15 protein-coding genes and 1 pseudogene are annotated in these 16,344 nt (G+C 60.0%); 7 read left to right on the top strand and 9 right to left on the bottom strand.

Going from position 1 to position 16,344, the window contains the following annotated elements; genetic code table 11:
* The first annotated feature begins 83 nt into the window (after positions 1 to 83).
* The 4 genes from BM110_RS01570 to BM110_RS01555 all read left to right on the top strand — a co-directional run bounded on the left by BM110_RS01570 (position 84) and on the right by BM110_RS01555 (position 3,527).
* Complete coding sequence (locus BM110_RS01570) at positions 84 to 695, top strand: LemA family protein (protein WP_058425190.1); 612 nt, start codon at positions 84 to 86, stop codon at positions 693 to 695.
* Positions 696 to 713: 18 nt separating this feature from the next.
* Complete coding sequence (locus BM110_RS29985; protein ID WP_092241318.1) at positions 714 to 1,442, top strand: TPM domain-containing protein; 729 nt, start codon at positions 714 to 716, stop codon at positions 1,440 to 1,442.
* Positions 1,443 to 1,470: 28 nt separating this feature from the next.
* Positions 1,471 to 2,088, top strand: coding sequence for a TPM domain-containing protein (locus BM110_RS01560; RefSeq protein WP_071488893.1), 618 nt, complete (start codon positions 1,471 to 1,473; stop codon positions 2,086 to 2,088).
* Positions 2,089 to 2,324: 236 nt separating this feature from the next.
* On the top strand, positions 2,325 to 3,527 hold the full coding sequence (locus BM110_RS01555; protein WP_093512116.1) for a class I SAM-dependent methyltransferase: 1,203 nt from the start codon (positions 2,325 to 2,327) through the stop codon (positions 3,525 to 3,527).
* Here the strand turns inward: BM110_RS01555 and BM110_RS01550 are convergent.
* From BM110_RS01550 to BM110_RS01535, 4 genes are all read right to left on the bottom strand, one after another.
* On the bottom strand, positions 3,515 to 4,417 hold the full coding sequence (locus tag BM110_RS01550) for a DMT family transporter (RefSeq protein ID WP_071488895.1): 903 nt from the start codon (positions 4,415 to 4,417) through the stop codon (positions 3,515 to 3,517). The two genes, BM110_RS01555 and BM110_RS01550, sit on opposite strands and share 13 nt — an antisense overlap.
* A 100-nt stretch (positions 4,418 to 4,517) precedes the next feature.
* The gene (locus BM110_RS01545) at positions 4,518 to 7,070 is read right to left on the bottom strand and encodes a TonB-dependent receptor (protein ID WP_093512115.1); all 2,553 of its coding nucleotides are present in this window, start codon (positions 7,068 to 7,070) and stop codon (positions 4,518 to 4,520) included.
* Between the two features lie 128 nt (positions 7,071 to 7,198).
* Positions 7,199 to 8,167: a FecR family protein gene (locus BM110_RS01540; RefSeq protein WP_093512114.1), complete on the bottom strand. Its 969-nt coding sequence runs from the start codon at positions 8,165 to 8,167 to the stop codon at positions 7,199 to 7,201.
* Complete coding sequence (locus tag BM110_RS01535) at positions 8,164 to 8,703, bottom strand: RNA polymerase sigma factor (RefSeq protein WP_093512111.1); 540 nt, start codon at positions 8,701 to 8,703, stop codon at positions 8,164 to 8,166. The genes BM110_RS01540 and BM110_RS01535 overlap by 4 nt, the downstream gene beginning before the upstream one ends.
* Before the next feature lie 174 nt (positions 8,704 to 8,877).
* Between BM110_RS01535 and BM110_RS01530 the strand changes: the two genes are divergently transcribed.
* Complete coding sequence (locus BM110_RS01530; protein WP_092241326.1) at positions 8,878 to 9,210, top strand: YegP family protein; 333 nt, start codon at positions 8,878 to 8,880, stop codon at positions 9,208 to 9,210.
* A 51-nt stretch (positions 9,211 to 9,261) separates the two neighbouring features.
* On the opposite strand, the gene BM110_RS01525 is transcribed toward BM110_RS01530, so the two are convergent.
* Both BM110_RS01525 and BM110_RS01520 read right to left on the bottom strand, forming a co-directional pair.
* Positions 9,262 to 10,140, bottom strand: coding sequence for a dihydrodipicolinate synthase family protein (locus BM110_RS01525; RefSeq protein WP_093512108.1), 879 nt, complete (start codon positions 10,138 to 10,140; stop codon positions 9,262 to 9,264).
* A 28-nt stretch (positions 10,141 to 10,168) separates the two neighbouring features.
* Positions 10,169 to 10,951, bottom strand: a complete 783-nt coding sequence (locus BM110_RS01520; RefSeq protein WP_071488901.1) for an aldolase — start codon at positions 10,949 to 10,951, stop codon at positions 10,169 to 10,171.
* A gap of 159 nt (positions 10,952 to 11,110) precedes the next feature.
* On the opposite strand from BM110_RS01520, the gene BM110_RS01515 reads away from it, so the two are divergent.
* A complete protein-coding gene (locus tag BM110_RS01515; protein WP_071488902.1) occupies positions 11,111 to 11,638 on the top strand; it encodes a helix-turn-helix domain-containing protein in 528 nt (175 codons plus the stop codon).
* Here BM110_RS01515 and BM110_RS01510 read toward each other — a convergent pair whose 3' ends face one another.
* Positions 11,639 to 12,655: a DUF4917 family protein gene (locus BM110_RS01510; RefSeq protein WP_092241332.1), complete on the bottom strand. Its 1,017-nt coding sequence runs from the start codon at positions 12,653 to 12,655 to the stop codon at positions 11,639 to 11,641.
* A gap of 123 nt (positions 12,656 to 12,778) precedes the next feature.
* Here BM110_RS01510 and yiaY point away from each other — a divergent pair, with 123 nt between their 5' ends.
* Positions 12,779 to 13,927, top strand: coding sequence for an L-threonine dehydrogenase (yiaY, locus tag BM110_RS01505; RefSeq protein ID WP_093512105.1), 1,149 nt, complete (start codon positions 12,779 to 12,781; stop codon positions 13,925 to 13,927).
* On the opposite strand, the gene BM110_RS01500 is transcribed toward yiaY, so the two are convergent.
* Together BM110_RS01500 and BM110_RS29710 are read right to left on the bottom strand one after the other, a co-directional pair.
* Complete coding sequence (locus BM110_RS01500) at positions 13,924 to 15,081, bottom strand: MFS transporter (protein ID WP_093512103.1); 1,158 nt, start codon at positions 15,079 to 15,081, stop codon at positions 13,924 to 13,926. The two genes, yiaY and BM110_RS01500, sit on opposite strands and share 4 nt — an antisense overlap.
* 178 nt (positions 15,082 to 15,259) lie before the next feature.
* Positions 15,260 to 16,011 (bottom strand): annotated as a pseudogene (locus BM110_RS29710) (2-amino-3-ketobutyrate CoA ligase); the annotation flags it as partial.
* Positions 16,012 to 16,344 lie beyond the last annotated feature (333 nt).

Raw genomic sequence — 16,344 nt, 5'->3', positions numbered from 1 at the left:
ATTGATTCGATGCAATCCAGTCGTGGCAGCGGATTATGCCTTACCGGTGCCCAATTCCATCAAGGTTCGCCAGGAGAAACACCATGCAAGCAGCACAAGGTTACCGCTGGGGCTTGAAAGCCGCGGTTTTGCTATTGATCGGTACGGTGCTCAGCGGTTGCGGCATCAACAACATCCCGACCCTGGACGAACAGGCCAAGGCCGCCTGGGGCCAGGTGCAGAACCAGTACCAACGCCGCGCCGACCTGATCCCCAACCTGGTGGAAGTGGTCAAGGGCTATGCCGCCCATGAGCAGGACACCCTCACCGCCGTGATCGAAGCGCGGGCCAAGGCCACCTCGATCCAGGTGGATGCCAGCACCCTCGACAACCCGGAAAAACTCAAGCAGTTCCAGCAGGCCCAGGACGGCTTGAGCGGCGCGCTCAGTCGTTTGATGGTGGTCTCCGAGCGCTACCCGGACCTGAAGGCCAACCAGAACTTCCTGGCCCTGCAATCCCAGCTTGAAGGCACCGAAAACCGTATCGCCGTGGCCCGTCGCGATTTCATCCAGGCGGTGCAGGCCTACAACACCGAGATCCGCACCTTCCCTGGCCGCCTGTGGCACAGCGTGATGTACAGCGACTTGCCGGTCCGCGCCACGTTTGAAGCCACCAGTGCCGATGCCGATAAAGCGCCGCAAGTGAAGTTCAAATAAGGCTGCGCTGAGGTGTCGATGCGTTTATTACGGATAGGCCTGGCGCTGTGGCTTCTGGCCTGCGTGGGCGTGGCCCAGGCTGCGCTGACTTTCCCGGCGCTGACCGGGCGGGTGGTGGACAACGCCCAGATGATCGACCCGGCCACGCGTGCGCAACTGACCCAGCAATTGCAGGCGCTGGAGCAGACGTCCGGCGACCAGATCGTGGTGGTCACCGTGCCCGACCTGCAGGGCGTGCCGATTGAGGACTTCGGTTATCAACTGGGCCGCCAGTGGGGCATCGGCCAAAAGGGCAAGGACAACGGCGCGCTGTTGATCGTCGCCCGCGATGAGCGCAAATTGCGCATCGAAGTCGGCTACGGCCTGGAAGGTGTGCTCACCGATGCGCAGTCGTGGGTGATCATCAACCAGGTGATTGCACCCAAGTTCAAGGCCGGCAACTTCAGCCAGGGCATCAGCGACGGTGTGGCGGCGATGGTGCAGGTGGTGAGCGGCGAACCGCTGGCCGTGCCGGCCCATGTGGCGGACGCCAACTTTGCCAAGGATAATCCCGGGTTTTCCATCGGCCTGTTTATCCTGCTGATCGGCGTGTTGTGGCTGTGCAATCGCCTGGGCCTGCCGGTGGGCGCGATCCTGCTGGCGATTCTCAGCAGCAGCGGACGCGGCGGTGGTGGCGGGGGCGGCGGCGGTGGTTTCCGCGGCGGCGGTGGCGGCTTTGGCGGTGGCGGGGCTTCAGGCGGCTGGTGATGATAATAATGAGAGAGCAAGCACAACCATGGCATTACTGACTGAACACGAGCAGCGCCAAGTCGCTGAGGCGATCGCCCGCGTGGAAAAGACCACCGACGCGGAGCTGGTGACCGTGCTGGCCGCCCGCGCCGATGACTACGCCTACATCCCGCTGCTGTGGGCCAGCCTGATCGCGTTGGTGGTGCCGGGAGTGGTGCATTACCTGTCGGGCTACCTGACCATGTACACCTTGCTGCTGGCGCAATGGGCGACCTTCATCGTGCTGTGCCTGGTGTTCCGCCTGCCCAAGGTGACGACACGGTTGATCCCGCGTTCGGTGCGCCACTGGCGCGCCTCCAACCTGGCGCGACGCCAGTTCCTCGAGCAGAACCTGCATCACACCCTGGGCAGCACCGGTGTGCTGATTTTTGTCAGCGAGGCCGAGCGGTACGTGGAGATCCTGGTGGATGACGGCATTTCCAGTCGCCTGGATGACAGCAACTGGGATGGGATCGTCAAGGCGTTTACCCAGCAGGTGAAGCAGGGGCAGACGTTGGCGGGGTTTGTGGCGTGCATCGAGGCCTGTGGCGAGTTGTTGAAGGTGCATGTGCCGGTGACGCAAACCCGCAATGAACTGCCCAATCGCCTGGTCGTACTCGAATAAAACTCAGTGCTGGGCAAAAAAATGTGGGAGGGGCGGTGCGACGGTTCGACTTGCCCCCGATAGCGGTGTGTCAGTCACCCGATTCATTGGCTGATCTACTGCTATCGGGGGCAAGCCCCCTCCCACATTGGGTTCTGTGGTGTTCCATCCAATGACCACTGATCAAATAACCCCGTGCCCTGAATCACTATCCCCCCTAAAATGCCCGGCATTCCCTGCCCGAGGCGTTTTTGTTCATGTCTGTCACTGCTCAACCGGATCATCATGCCCAGTTCATCGAACTGCTGAGCGCAAGCCTCGCGCAGAATGCCTTTATCAAGCTGGTGCTGGCCAAGTACGTCGGCGATGAAGCCGAGTTGCAACGGCTGATCATCAAGCCGGTAACGGTCAAGGAGCAGCCGTGCCTGTCCTTCGTCTACCGCTACAAGACCCGCGATATCACCAAGAACTTCCCGGTGGCCGAGGGTGTGGCAGCGATTGCCGAGTTGCTGCCGGCCCGGTTCAAGAACGCGCACCTGCTGTCGCTGACCGACGAAGCCCAGCTGGAATACAGCAAGAAGAACAAAAGCTCGCTGTTCAGAAGCAAGCCGCAGCAACTGCGCGAAGCGCCATCGGCTGAGCATAACCGCGAGAAAAACCGCTTCCTTGACCTGAGCCGGCCGTTCCTCGCCGACCTGGGGGTGACTGATGCCAGGCAGGCGCTGATCCCGTCGATGTCGCGCAAATGGAAGCAGATCAACAAGTTCATCGAAGTGTTCAGCCATGCGCTGACCTCGTCACCGCTGAAGCTGGACCAGCCGGTGCGCGTTGCCGACTTCGGCTCGGGCAAGGGCTACCTGACGTTCGCCATCCACGACTACCTGCGCAACACCCTCAAGGCCGAGGGCGAAGTGACCGGCGTTGAATTGCGCGAAGACATGGTGGCCCTGTGCAACACCGCCGCCGCCCGCCTTGAGCACCCTGGGCTGGTGTTCAAGTGTGGCGACGTGCGTAGCGTGGCCCCCAGCGAACTGGAGGTGATGATCGCCCTGCATGCCTGCGACATTGCCACCGACTACGCGATCCACACCGGCATCCGTTCCGGCGCGTCGATCATCATGTGCTCGCCGTGCTGCCACAAGCAGATCCGCCTGCAGATCCAGAGCCCGGTGCTGCTCAAGCCGATGCTGCAATACGGCCTGCACCTGGGCCAGCAGGCCGAAATGGTCACCGACAGTTTGCGGGCGTTGTTCCTCGAAGCCTGCGGTTATGAGACCAAGGTGTTCGAGTTCATCTCGTTGGAGCACACCAACAAGAACAAGATGATCCTGGCCGTAAAGCGCTCAGAGCCGCTGGACAACGCGCAGTTGCTGGAGAAGATCCAGCAACTCAAGGCGTTCTACCACATCACCGAACACTGCCTGGAAACCCTGCTGCGCGCGGAGGGTTACCTGGCCTGATCGGCCAATGCTACGGGCGCAGGTCGCACCGCCGTCTTGCGCCCCAGCATCACCGTCACGATCACCCCACACGCAAACAGCCAGGTTATCGGCTCGATGTGTTCACCAAAAAACAGCGCCGAAAACGCGATGGTGAAGAAGATCTGCAACAGCTGGATCTGGCTGACCCGCGCTATCCCGCCCATGGCCAACCCGGCGTACCAGGCAAAGAACCCCAGGAACTGCGAGAACAGCGACACATAGCCAAACGCCCACCACGCGCGCATCGAAATCGCGCCTTGATGCTGCGCCGCCAGGTACCACACCGGGCCGATCAGCACCGGCGTCGACAGCACCAGCGCCCAGCAGATCACCTGCCAGCCGCCCATTTCCTTGGCTAATCGACCGCCTTCGGCATACCCCAGGCCGCCCACCGCAATCGCACCGAGCATCAGCAAATCACCGGCCTGGATGCTACCGGCGCCGGTAATCAGCGCGTAACTCAACACCAATCCACTGCCCAGCGCTGCGCAGGCCCAGAAGGCTTTCGATGGCCGCTCATGGGACAGCCACGCCGCATACAGCGCCACGCACAGCGGTTGCAGGCCGTTGACCAATGCGCCGTGGGACGCCGGCAAGGTCTGCATGGCCCAGGCCGACAGCACCGGGAAACCGAGGATCACCCCCGCGATCACCAGGCACAGCCCGCGCACCTGGCGCCAGGTCGGCCAGCGTTCGCGGCGCCACAACAACAGCGCCGCCGCCGGGATCGCCGCAAACAGCGCTCGGCCCAGGCCGTTGAGCAACGGGTGGATTTCCTGCACCACGATGCGCGTGAAGGGCAGGGTCAGGCTGAAGATGATGACGCCCAGCAGGCCGAGGGCCATGCCGGTATTTTCGCGCGAACTCATGGGGCAACCAAAACGAGAGGGCTTCAAGGGAAGCCCATCTAGCCACATCCCCCGCCGGTTGCGGGCCTACAGCTGAGTGCGGATTTATCCGTACAGTTTTTCAGAAGAAGCGGGTGATGCTGACCTTGGCATCACGGCCCTTGGTGTAGGCGCGGTCGCCGCTCAGTGCCGGGCGGAAGTTGTTGTTGAACAGGTTGTCCACGGTGAAGTTCACCTCGGTGCCTTTCAGATAAGCCTGTTGGGGTTTCCATTTGGCGAACAGGCCCTGGGTGTTGTAGCGCTTGTTGCCGTACTGGTCGTAGAACAGATCCCCCACGCTACTGCCAGGGCCGCCGGAGTATTTATCACTGGGCAAACGTGTGGTTGCCCCGATGAACTGGCCCGTCCAGCCGACCTGGGCATCCCACGCCGGAATATTGGTGCCCACCACCAGCACCCATTTGGTCGGCGGAATATCGCGCGCGGCCACGTCCGGGCCCCACGGGTTGGTGTACGCACCTTCGTGGTCACCCTTGGCATAAGCGAACGATACCGAGCCGAACAGGTAGGTGGAGTTGTAGAACGATTCGAGCTCGAAGCCCTTGATGGTCAGCCCGCCGATGTTGCGGTAGTTGGACATGGCCCCCGGCGGGCAGGCGGTGGAGATGGTCCCGCCATTGATGGCCTGGTTCTGGCAGCCGACACCCGTGGCCTTGAAAATCTCGTCTTCGACTTTGTTGTGGAAGAAGGTGGTGCGCAGCTGCAGGTTGTCGTCATGAGCGATCAGGTTGTCGAAGCTGCTGACGCTGCCCACGCTGATCGAGGTGATGCGTTCCGGGTCGAGGTCGACGCTGGTGGCGGTGCGGTTGCCCAGGCCTTGAACTTCGTACTGCTCGTCGATCACCGGCGCACGCCAGGTCTTGCTCCAGTTGGCGAATAGCCCCAGGTTCGGGTTGACGGTCCAGAACACCGCCAGGCGCGGCGACCAGCCGGTGTAGGTGCGGTCGCTGTAATCGTGGCCGAAGGACGGGTCGGGATTGCTGTAGTACGGCGCATCGTTGGCTTCGCCACGGTTGCGGACATGGTCGTAGCGCATCGATGGCGTGATGGTGACGTCGCCCAGCGTGACGGCATCCTGTACGAAGAAACTGTTGGTATCGACCTTGCCATGGGGCATGAAGCCTGGCTGGAAATGCCCATAGTTATAGCGTGGGGTGTTGTACGTGGTACCCGGCATCCACATCTCGGTTTCGCGGATGTGCTTGCGGATTTGGCCGCCGACCGTGACGGCATGCTGCAAGGGACCTGTATCAAACAGGCTGACGTTGCGTATGTCGAGGTTCTTGTCGGTGTAGGCGGTGTCCATCTTGCGCCCGCCAGTGGCCAGTTGGAAAAACGCCGTGGCGTCGCGTTCGTCGGTCTGGTCGGTGTTGGACTGGGAGTACTTGACGGTCAGGTCCACCAGCGGGTTGTCCAGCGGGGTGTATTCATATTTGCCGGACCAGGTGGTGTCGACGGTGTCGCGGTGGGCCAGAAAACGCTTGAGTGCCGCTTCGTAGCCATAGCGGTCAATATTCGCCTGGGTGGGTGGCGTGGGATAGCTGGCGGCAGAAAACGGTGTCCAACGGTCGCTGTGTGAACGCGAGTAGGACAAGCCAACGGCGTGCTCTTCGGTGAAGTGGGCGTTGACCTTGAACAGCTTGCCGTCGACGTTCTGGGCGGAGTTCGGCAGGCGCTGGGGGTTGATCGGGTATTGGTTGTTCTCGTTGGGTAATTTGGCGGCCACCTTCATGTCGTCGCCGTCGCGTTGGGTCAGGTAAGCCAGGGCATCAAAGCGTCCGTCGTCGGTGCGACCATACACGGCGCTGCTGTAGACCTGCTCGTGGTCGTTGCTGGAGTAACCGTATTTGAGCATCGCACCGCTGTTGCGGCCGTCCTTGAGCAGGTCGGGGGCGTCCTTGGTGGTCATGTTGACCGTGCCGCCGAAACCGCCGTTGCCAGTGAATGGCGAGTTGGGGCCTTTCTCCACCTCAATGCTTTTGATCAGCTCGGGCTCGATGAATACGGTGCCTTGTTGATAGCGCTCAAAGCCGCTCTTGGTGGCGCCATCGACGGTCAGCGGCACGTCTTCGGCATCGCCAAAACCACGGATGTTGATGGTCTGGCCGCCAGGCTTCAGCGAACCGCCCTGGCTCACGCCGGGCAGGGTCTGCAGCAGGCTGGGGATGTTGTTGGACTGGTAGCGGTCGATGTCTTCCTGGCTCAGGGTCGAGCGGCCGACGGTGCTGGAGTCGACCTCGGTACCAGTGCCTATCACGCTCAAGGCGTCCAGTTGGATTGCGCCGCTGTTGGTGGTCTTGCCCTCATCGGGGCGCACGACATAAGTGCTGCCAACCTTGATCAGGGTGAACTCGCCGTTTTTCAGCAGGGTGCGAATCGCCACTTCCGGCGTAAAGTCGCCGTTGAGCGCGGGCGCCTGCACGTTCTTGAGCAGCTCTTCGTCGAACAGCAACTGGATCTGAGCCTGCTGCGCCACCTGGCTCAGGGATGTGGCCAGCGCCTGGGCTGGCAGCGTGAATGCCTCGGCCTGGGCACTGAGGCTCAATACCAGGCAGCTGGCGATGAGGGTCGGTCGAAGAAACAGGTGCGAAGCGTGGCAAGGCGCGCGAAACATGAAATCCCCCGGTATGGCCAACTGGCCGAAAAGGTGTGCGTATCGAACTCAGACCGGAGGAAGACGGTGCAGCTGAAAAAATCCACACCTGCGAATGCAAAATATTCTCAAATAAGAATTCAGTGGGTTTATTTGCTCGGTTCGATCCTCACGATGCCGTCGGTCGACATCACCGTTTTCACCGGCAGCAAGGCGGGCAGGGCGTTGAGCAGGGCGTCGGGATCATTCACATCCAGATTGCCCGAGACTTTCAGATGCGCCACGGTGTTACTGACCTGCAGTGGCGCCTGGGGGCGATACAGGCTCAACTCATCGACCAGGCTGGCCAGCTCGCGGTTGCGAAACGCCAGGTGACCACTGCGCCAGTCGGCGACCTCTTCGGGGGCGAGGGTCTGCTGCTGCAATGTGCCCTTGGCGTAGCTGAAGATCGCACGTTGCCGGGCGCCCAGCAGGGTGATGGGGCTTTTCGCGTCCGGCTCGAAGGCGACCTGGCCATGGGCGACGCTGACCACCAGTTGCTGCTGGCTGCGGCGCACATCGAAGCCGGTACCGACCACGCGCACATTGGCCTCGCCGGCTTGCACGAACAGCGGCCGTTCCTTGTCGGCGGCCACTTCGATGTACAGCTGGCCCTTGTCTAGGTGCAGGATGCGCTGGTGCGCGGTGAAATCCACGCGTACGCGGGTGTTGGCATTCACATACAAGGTGCTGCCATCGGGCAGGTTGAGGGGGCGCATGCCTTTGGCATGGGCCGCGACCTGGGTGTGATACAGCTCGCGGGGGGCGCCGATAGGGGTAGCCAACACCGCGCACAGCAACGCGGCTGCCACGGCCAGGGCAGGGCGCCACACCGACGGTTTGCGCTTGGGCAGCGCCATGGGTTTGTTCAGTTGCTGCAATTGGGCCAGGTCTGCCCATAGTTGCTCGAATTCGGCATAGGCGCGGGCATGGGCGGGCTCGGCCTGCCAGGCGGCAAAGGCTTTTCGCTCGGCACGCCCCACGCCATTGCGGTTGCGCGCAAACCAGCTGGCGGCTTGGGCATCGATGGCGTCGCTGTCTTCGATGTCCTGCACTTCAGTGTCGCTCAGGCGGTTCATTCTGGCTGCTCCGTGCCCGGTTCGTGTTGAAGGCGTCGCTTGCAATGCAGCAGGGCAAAAGCGATGTGCTTTTCCACCATGCTGGTCGAAATGCCCATGCGCTCGGCGATCTGCGCCTGGCTCAGGCCTTCGAAGCGGTGCAGCATAAGGGCTTCTCGCCTGCGGGGCGAGAGTTCGGCGAGGACTTCTTTCAACTGTTCCAGGCGTTGCAAGCGTTGCGCGGCGGCCATGGGGTCGTTTTGCTCGTCGGTGACAGGCTCCGCATCCATTTCGGCCTGATCAGAGTGGACGGTGTGCCGTACCTTCTGTTTGCGCCAGTGATCACGCAGCAGGTTGCGCGCCATCTGGAACAGAAACGCCCGTGGCTGCTCGACCTTGGCCCGGTCGCGGTAGTCCAGCCACTGTGTGAAGACATCCTGGGTCATGTCCGCCGCGTCGCTGGCGTTGCCCGTGCGTTTGCGCAGGAAATACAGGATGTCTGTATAAAACCCGCGAAAGGCATCGGCCGACAACGGGTCGGGCTTGGGACGAGACATGGATATCCTTCTTGACGAAGCACGACGTGGAAAAGTCGCGAATGATATCGAGAACTATTGTCATTTGTCATTCGGATAAATGACAGTTCACTGAGTTCATGGCTGGTAATCAGCCGGGTATGACCTTAATCCTACAAGCAGGTGAACAAAATCCCACTTGATAAGGAGAGAGTCATGGCTGGATGGTATGAGTTGAGCAAAAGCGGCAACGGGCAGTTCCGTTTCGAGTTGAAGGCGGCGAACGCAGAAACCATTTTGACCAGCGAGCTTTACGTCACCCGCAACGCAGCCGAAAACGGTATTGCTTCCGTGCAGACCAACAGCCCGCATGACGAGCGCTATGAGAAAAAAGTGGCCAGCAATGGCCAGCCGTTTTTTAACCTCAAGGCTGCCAATCACCAAGTGATTGGTACCAGCGAGCAGTATTCCTCGACAGCGGCACGGGACAATGGCATTGCAAGCGTAAAGGCCAATGGCCCGACGACCACGATCAAAGACAAGACTTGAAAGTGTCGCGAAAACCAAAATGCCCCGGCTCGCAAGAACCGGGGCGTTTTTTCAGGCGACGTCCAGCAGCGCCTTCAATTGATTGCGTGCTGTTTCAGCCAATGGGAACACCGGCAACCGTGGATCACCCGCTTCCAGCCCGGTCAACCGCAGCCCGGCCTTGATTGTCGCCGGTAACCCGCCCTTGAGGATGAACTCCAGCAATGGCAACTGGCGGTAAAACAGCGCCTGGGCCCGGGTCAGATCATTGCTCAATACCGCGTCGTACAAGTCCAGGTTCAGCTGTGGGATCAGGTTCGGCGCCGCCGTACACCAACCCTTGGCGCCCGCCACGAAGGCCTCCAGCGCCAGCGGGTTGCAGCCGTTGTAGAACGGCACGTCGCTGTGGCGATGCAACTGGTGCATGCGCTGGATATCCCCGGTGCTCTCCTTGACCATGGTCACGTTGGCCACTTGCTTGATGATGCGCAGGATCAAGTCCACCGACATGTCCGTGCCACTGGTGGCCGGGTTGTTGTAGAGCATGATCGGCACGCCGATGCTGTCGCCGATCGCGGCGTAGTGGGCGAGGATTTCCGCTTCGCTGAGCTTCCAGTAAGACGCCGGCAGCACCATCACCGCATCGGCGCCATTGGCCTCGGCGTAGCGCGCGCGGCGCACGGCCTTGGCGGTGGTCAGGTCGGACACGCTGACGATGGTCGGTATGCGCCGGGCAATCTTGGCCAGGCTGTAGGCGCTGACTTCATCCCACTCGGCATCACTCAAGTAGGCGCCTTCGCCAGTGCTGCCCAACGGCGCGATGGCGTGTACGCCGCTGGCGATCAGGCGGTCGATGGAACGGCCCAGGGCGTCGAGGTCGATGCGTTGGCCGTCGGCGCTGAACGGGGTGATGGTGTAGCCGATGATGCCGTGGATGGTTGGGCTGGACATGGAAAGTCTCCGGTCGAAAAAGGGCAGATCAGTTCAGGCAATCGGCGTGTTGGCGCAGGTTCTGCCGTGCGTAGTAGTTGAACGCGGCGCCATGGCGCTTGGGCCGGGAAATCCAGGCATGGGCCTCGCGACCCAGCGCCGGCAGGATCGGCTTGATGGTGCCGGCCGCCATCGCCAGCAACTGCAACTTGGCCGCGCGCTCGATCAACTGCGCGATCACACAGGCTTCCTCGATGCTCGCCCCGGTGGACAACTGGCCGTGGTGCGAGAGCAGGATCGCGCGTTTGTCACCCAAAGCCGTGGTGATGATTTCACCTTCTTCGTTGCCCACCGGCACACCCGGCCAGGTCTCCAGGAACGCGCAGTCTTCGTACAGCGGGCAGAGATCCATATGGGACACCTGCAACGGGACTTCCAGCATCGACAGCGCGGCGATGTGCGTGGGGTGCGTGTGGATGATGCAGTTCACATCCGGCCGCCCACGGTACACCCAGCTGTGAAAACGGTTGGCCGGGTTGGGAATGCCGTGGCCTTCCAGCACCTCAAGATCCTCGTTCACCAGCAACAGGTTGCTGGCGGTGATCTCGTCAAACCCCAGGCCCAGTTGCTGGGTGTAATAGGTGCCCTGTTCCGGCCCGCGCGCGGTGATCTGCCCGGCCAGGCCGGAGTCGTGGCCGTTCTCGAACAGGATGCGACACGTGAGCGCCAGCTTTTGCCGGTCGGTCCACGTATTATCCGCCAGGGTGTTTTGCATCTGGGTCAGCGCTTGCTTGACCAGTTGGTCTTTCGGGAGTGCTAATGTCTTGGCCATATCGGTGTCCTTTGGAGGGTTCAATGGACGTCGGATTTGCTGTCTCCCGCTGCTCGCAAGGTCGTTGGGTGAAGGCAAATGACACTAAAGATGCTATATGACACTTTGTGTCATTGGCAAGCACAGCTCATCGCTTACTGCATGGATTAACCGCAGCGCATGTCTATCCGTTTGAAATTATTGAGAAAAAAACTTGGCGTCACCCTGGAGGCCCTGGCCGAAAAGTCCGGGATGACCAAGAGTTATCTGTCCAAGGTCGAGCGCGGGCTCAACACGCCATCGATTGCCGCCGCGCTGAAACTGGCCAAGGCATTGAACGTGAAGGTCGAGGAACTGTTCAGCGAAGACAGCGTCAGCCTGGACAGCTACAGCCTGGTGCGCAGCCATGAGCGGCCCGACACCTCGCCCGGTTATGCGGTGCTGGCCCATCAGGTCAGTGAACGCAGCCTGCTGCCGTTCATCATCTATCCGCCGGCGGAGTTCACCGACAAGACCTTCAAGGAGCATCTGGGCGAAGAGTTTCTGTTCGTGCATGAAGGCCAGGTGGAGGTGGACTTCATGAATGAACGGGTGATCCTGGAGCGGGGCGATGCATTGCACTTCAATGCGCAGAAGCCCCATCGGTTGCGTTCGGTGGGGCCGGTGCAGGCGCAGCTATTGGTGGTGGTGCACAGCGGCGAAGAGTGATCAGCGTTCGACAGGGACTGACAGCGCCGGATTACCCAATGGATGGGTACGCGCCGCAAAGAACTTCAGCGCCACTCCAGCCCCGTCGAACAATTGCGAATACCGCCGCTTCTGCTGACGAATAAACCCATCGCTGCGCCCCGACACCGAGATTGCCAGGGTTGTCACATCGGCCTGGCGAATCGCATCCACCAAGTGCTGATCCTGCGCCCCCAGCTCGTGGCCAAAGATGCACAGCGCGCCCTGGTGGTTCAGCAGTTGCTCATAACAGAACGACAGGTAATCCGAACTGCGGATGGTCTTGAGCTTCTCTTGCACCTTGCCCTCGCTGACGAACAGCGGCACATCGTCCAGGGTCTTGATGGTGTTGTTGATCGCAAAACTGCTGAGCAAGGTGCTGTCGGTGGTCGGCAGTTTGCGCGCGGTGCCGTCGAGGTTGCGCACCAGGTGCAGGCCGCCGTGCAGGTACAAAATACGCGTGGCGTCGGTACGGGTGTTGCGCAGGTCGAAGCTGGCGTCGGCGCTGCGGAACAGATCGTCGATGCCCGGCGCGTGCAGGGTCGCCCAGTAGTTGAGCAAGTCGTAGTTGCTGGTGAACACCGTCGCGTAGTGCTGCAACTCCGTGTTGAGGGTCGCCAGCGTCGACGGTTGCACCAGGCGCCAGGGGATATGCACGGCGTGGATGGTATTGATCAACGCTTCCTTGATCGCGTAATAGCGGTTGCGCGGTGCCGCCGAACTGACGGCCAGGGCCTTGTTGACCCGGCTGGTGGTCTTCAACGCGCCCAGGGCCTGCTCGAAGCTGCGGGTTTGCAGGGCATCGAACACGCTGAGTTCGGATTGGCCGAGGGGTTTTTCTTCGACGGTGCGAGCGTTTTCGAACAGCGAGTCGTAGGCAAAGTCTTCCCAAATCGTGCGGCTGGCGCCGTTGCCGATCAGAATCCCGCTGAAGTCGAGGCTCGCGCGCAGTGCGCTCCAGTCTTCAAGGTGGGCGTCTATATCCTGGAAATCCTTCATCGGGGCGGGTCTACTCGAAATCGGCTGGACGGTGACTTTATCACGAGCGAGCGTTGATCCTGATCAAGATGCAGACCGCGTGATCGGTTGATTCTGTAGGCATAAAGCCTCTGAGGATTGACCATGAGCAGCACCTTCTTCATCCCCGCCGTCAACATCATGGGCACCGACTGCCTCGACGAAGCCATGATCGCCATCCGCAACTATGGTTTTCGCAAGGCGTTGATCGTCACCGATGCCGGTCTGGCCAAGGCCGGCGTAGCCAGCATGATCGCCGAGAAACTGGCGATGCAGGACATCGATTCGGTGATCTACGACGGCGCCAAGCCCAACCCCAATGTGGACAACGTCGAGAAAGGCCTGGCGCTGTTGCAGCAGAGTGCCTGCGATTTCGTGGTGTCCCTGGGCGGCGGCTCGCCCCACGACTGCGCCAAGGGTATTGCGCTGTGCGCCACCAACGGCGGGCATATCAGCGACTACGAAGGCGTCGACCAATCGAGCAAACCGCAACTGCCGCTGGTGGCCATCAACACCACCGCCGGCACCGCCAGCGAGATGACCCGCTTCTGCATCATCACCGACGAAAGCCGCCACGTGAAAATGGCCATTGTCGACCGCAACGTCACGCCGCTGCTGTCGGTCAACGACCCGGCGCTGATGGTCGGCATGCCCAAGGGCCTCACCGCAGCCACCGGCATGGACGCGTTGACCCACGCCATCGAAGCCTACGTGTCCACCGCCGCCACACCGATCACCGACGCCTGTGCGATCAAGGCCATCGAACTGATCAGCGCCAACCTGCGCCTGGCTGTTCGCGACGGCACCGACAAGGCCGCACGGGAAAACATGGCCTACGCGCAGTTCCTCGCCGGCATGGCGTTCAACAATGCATCCCTGGGTTTCGTACACGCCATGGCCCACCAACTGGGCGGTTTCTACGACCTGCCCCACGGCGTGTGCAACGCGGTGTTGTTGCCCCACGTACAAAGCTTCAACGCCAGCGTCAGCGCCAAACGCCTGAGCGACGTAGGCCGAGCGTTGGGTGCGGACATCAAGGGCATCACCGATGAAGAGGGCGCCCAGGCCGCCATCGCCGCGATTCGCAGCCTGGCCCACGACGTCGAAATCCCGGCGGGGTTGCGCGAACTCGGCGCCAAACTGCAGGACATTCCACTGCTGGCGACCAACGCGTTGAAGGATGCATGCGGCCTCACCAACCCACGCCGCGCGGACCAGCGGCAGATCGAGGAGATCTTTCGCAGCGCGTTTTAATCCATCCGACAACGGGCGACGCATATCGATGCGGCGCCCGCCAACACCACACATAAAACCGCCAACGGCCAGGCCTGTTGACTCACCAGCAGGCTCGCCACGCCGCCGATCAACGCGGCCATCAACTGATGCATGAAGCCGCTCAACGCCATGGCGTAGGAGCCGCTCACCGGTGAGGCATCGTTGGCCAGGGACAAACTGATCGGGTAACTCATCGCTTGCCCCAGCACCGCCACGCAGTAAGGCAGCCACAGCAAGACAGCGATTCCGCCAGCAAACACACTGCTCAGCAACATCACAGCCGTTCCCGTTAGAACCAGGGTCATGCCCCAACCCATCATTTTCAGCCGCCCCGTGCGAGCGACGAAGCGATTGACCATTAATGCCCCCGCCAGATACGCCACGCTGATTGGCCAACCCAGCCAGCCATATTGCGCCGCGCTCCACTCGAAACGCCCTTGCAGAATCAACGGTGCGCAGGTGTTGAAGGCGATGATCACCCCATAACCCAGGCCACCGACCAACGCCACGTGCAGAAACGGCGGATGCTGCATGATCATGGCGTAGATACGCCAGGCAGATGCCGATGTATCGACCTTTACCCGTGCAGGGAATATCACCCGGTTCAACACCAGCATCAAACCGACTGCGCCAATCGCCAATCCGTAGAAGATCGCCTCCCAGCCGAAGACCACCTGCAACAACGACCCAACGAATTGACCGATGCCCAAAGCAATCACGAAAGTCATGCCCAGCCATGACAACGCTTTTGCCAGCAATGCACCGCTGAAGCTGTCACGCACCAACACCCGCGCCATCACCGAAACACCGCCTGCCCCCAACCCTTGAACCAGCCGCAACGCCAAGAAGACTTCAACGCTGAACGCCGAGGGAATCGCCGCACTCGCTAGCGCATACACGCAGAGCGCCGCCAACAGCACCGGCTTACGCCCAAAGCGTTCGCCCAGGCTGCCCCACAGCAACATCGGCAATGCCATGCCGACCAAGTAGATCGCCAGCGCCAGCGCGACGTGGTCTTCGGCGGCGGGGAGTGCATGTGCAATCGTGGGGACGGCGGGCAGGTAGCTGCTGATGCCGACTTGGGCGAGGAAGGCGGCACTGCAGGCTATGACAAGGGTGGTGGTATTTTTCAAGACGAGGAAACCGCCAGCGTGAGTTCTGAACAAATCGTCGGAAGTCGGGTTATATGAATCGTGCCGTTTGAAACTCTTCATTTTTGAAACGTGTGTAATTCAGCGAGCACGTTTATTTTCTTCTATCAGACTCAGGAACCTTGAGCAAAATAAACGTATTGTTTCATGGGTCATATCTTGCAACGATTAAGGTTTGATCGTCTAGCGTTTGAAAATTAGGGCGGATGAAGCCTTTTCCTTTCTCCCCAAAAGCCGACAGAGCATGCGAGTCGTCCAGATATAAAAATAGACCATAGCGGGATTTAAGGTAGATCAAACCGTCAATATCCGCTTTTCCACCCATGCTGTAGATGCCATCGGCTACGTAGGCGACTTTCTTGTGTTTCTTACATGATTCTTCAATGAAGTCTATGTCATTATGCGGCGCTGTTATTACTTCTGTTTCATCCGCGCAGGAGGCCTTCATATAGTTCATTGAATAGTGAGAATGTCTGTCGAATATCATCGTAGGGGGGACGTTTTTGGTAAACGCTCCGCTGGCAAGTAAGGGCAGTAATCCAGCGCTGGCCGCGCTGCAAGATAAGGTGCTCAGACAGATTGAGTCGAAAAGCGTTGAAAGCGCTGTTTCATATTGTTCGAGCATGTCCAGCTTGCATCTATTTTTTGAGTTCGCTACTCGCAGGGTCTTGGCTTTGAGTATCCCTTCGATAGCGCCATCCAGTATTTGCTGGTTGTAATCAAGTCCGAGGTAGGAGGTGGTGCAGAAATGTTGAAGTTCACGGCCGTATTGGTCGACAAAGCAGTTGTTGCTTTTGATGATTGCATTAAGTTCACAGGTTAGTCCTTCTTTGGCCGATTCCCAGTCTTGGTTGGAGGTTTGAATGATTTTTTATAGTTTGAGAATTTGTTGGTTGACCTGGAGCTTTCCATTTTTCTGTCCTTGGCGATGGAGAGAAATAACACTAATGGGAATTTTTTTGAAGGTTAAGTCAGGACTTTCTTTTTGAGGTGACAGTCGGCGGATATTTTGATGTGTGTAACTTCCTACCATTTTCATTGGCGTGTATTCATCTGCACTGAATGGGTAACGAGATCAAGGCGTTTTTTATCGTGGTGTTTCGAGCTATACCCAGAGGCGTCGTACGATTTGATGAAGTCACCTGTCACCATATTGAGTAAGGTGGTAGTGCAAGGGCCTAATGTGACGATAGCCTCCGAAGACCTGTCTCTCAGGTAGTCAAAACCAGCGGGATGAAGGGAGTA

The organism is Pseudomonas sp. NFPP28, from assembly GCF_900115535.1.
Taxonomy (GTDB): Bacteria; Pseudomonadota; Gammaproteobacteria; order Pseudomonadales; family Pseudomonadaceae; genus Aquipseudomonas; species Aquipseudomonas extremorientalis.
This window is presented reverse-complemented; position numbering and strand designations above follow the sequence as displayed.

Bases quoted from the DNA above. Each gene is read 5' to 3' on its own strand.
- BM110_RS01530 (WP_092241326.1), top strand. From the start codon at position 8,878: ATGGCTGGATGGTATGAGTTGAGCAAAAGCGGCAACGGGCAGTTCCGT.
- BM110_RS01570 (WP_058425190.1), top strand. From the start codon at position 84: ATGCAAGCAGCACAAGGTTACCGCTGGGGCTTGAAAGCCGCGGTTTTG.
- BM110_RS29985 (WP_092241318.1), top strand. From the start codon at position 714: ATGCGTTTATTACGGATAGGCCTGGCGCTGTGGCTTCTGGCCTGCGTG.
- BM110_RS01560 (WP_071488893.1), top strand. From the start codon at position 1,471: ATGGCATTACTGACTGAACACGAGCAGCGCCAAGTCGCTGAGGCGATC.
- BM110_RS01515 (WP_071488902.1), top strand. From the start codon at position 11,111: ATGTCTATCCGTTTGAAATTATTGAGAAAAAAACTTGGCGTCACCCTG.
- BM110_RS01555 (WP_093512116.1), top strand. From the start codon at position 2,325: ATGTCTGTCACTGCTCAACCGGATCATCATGCCCAGTTCATCGAACTG.
- BM110_RS01545 (WP_093512115.1), bottom strand. From the start codon at position 7,070: ATGTTTCGCGCGCCTTGCCACGCTTCGCACCTGTTTCTTCGACCGACC.
- BM110_RS01540 (WP_093512114.1), bottom strand. From the start codon at position 8,167: ATGAACCGCCTGAGCGACACTGAAGTGCAGGACATCGAAGACAGCGAC.
- BM110_RS01525 (WP_093512108.1), bottom strand. From the start codon at position 10,140: ATGTCCAGCCCAACCATCCACGGCATCATCGGCTACACCATCACCCCG.
- BM110_RS01510 (WP_092241332.1), bottom strand. From the start codon at position 12,655: ATGAAGGATTTCCAGGATATAGACGCCCACCTTGAAGACTGGAGCGCA.
- BM110_RS01550 (WP_071488895.1), bottom strand. From the start codon at position 4,417: ATGAGTTCGCGCGAAAATACCGGCATGGCCCTCGGCCTGCTGGGCGTC.
- yiaY (WP_093512105.1), top strand. From the start codon at position 12,779: ATGAGCAGCACCTTCTTCATCCCCGCCGTCAACATCATGGGCACCGAC.
- BM110_RS01535 (WP_093512111.1), bottom strand. From the start codon at position 8,703: ATGTCTCGTCCCAAGCCCGACCCGTTGTCGGCCGATGCCTTTCGCGGG.
- BM110_RS01520 (WP_071488901.1), bottom strand. From the start codon at position 10,951: ATGGCCAAGACATTAGCACTCCCGAAAGACCAACTGGTCAAGCAAGCG.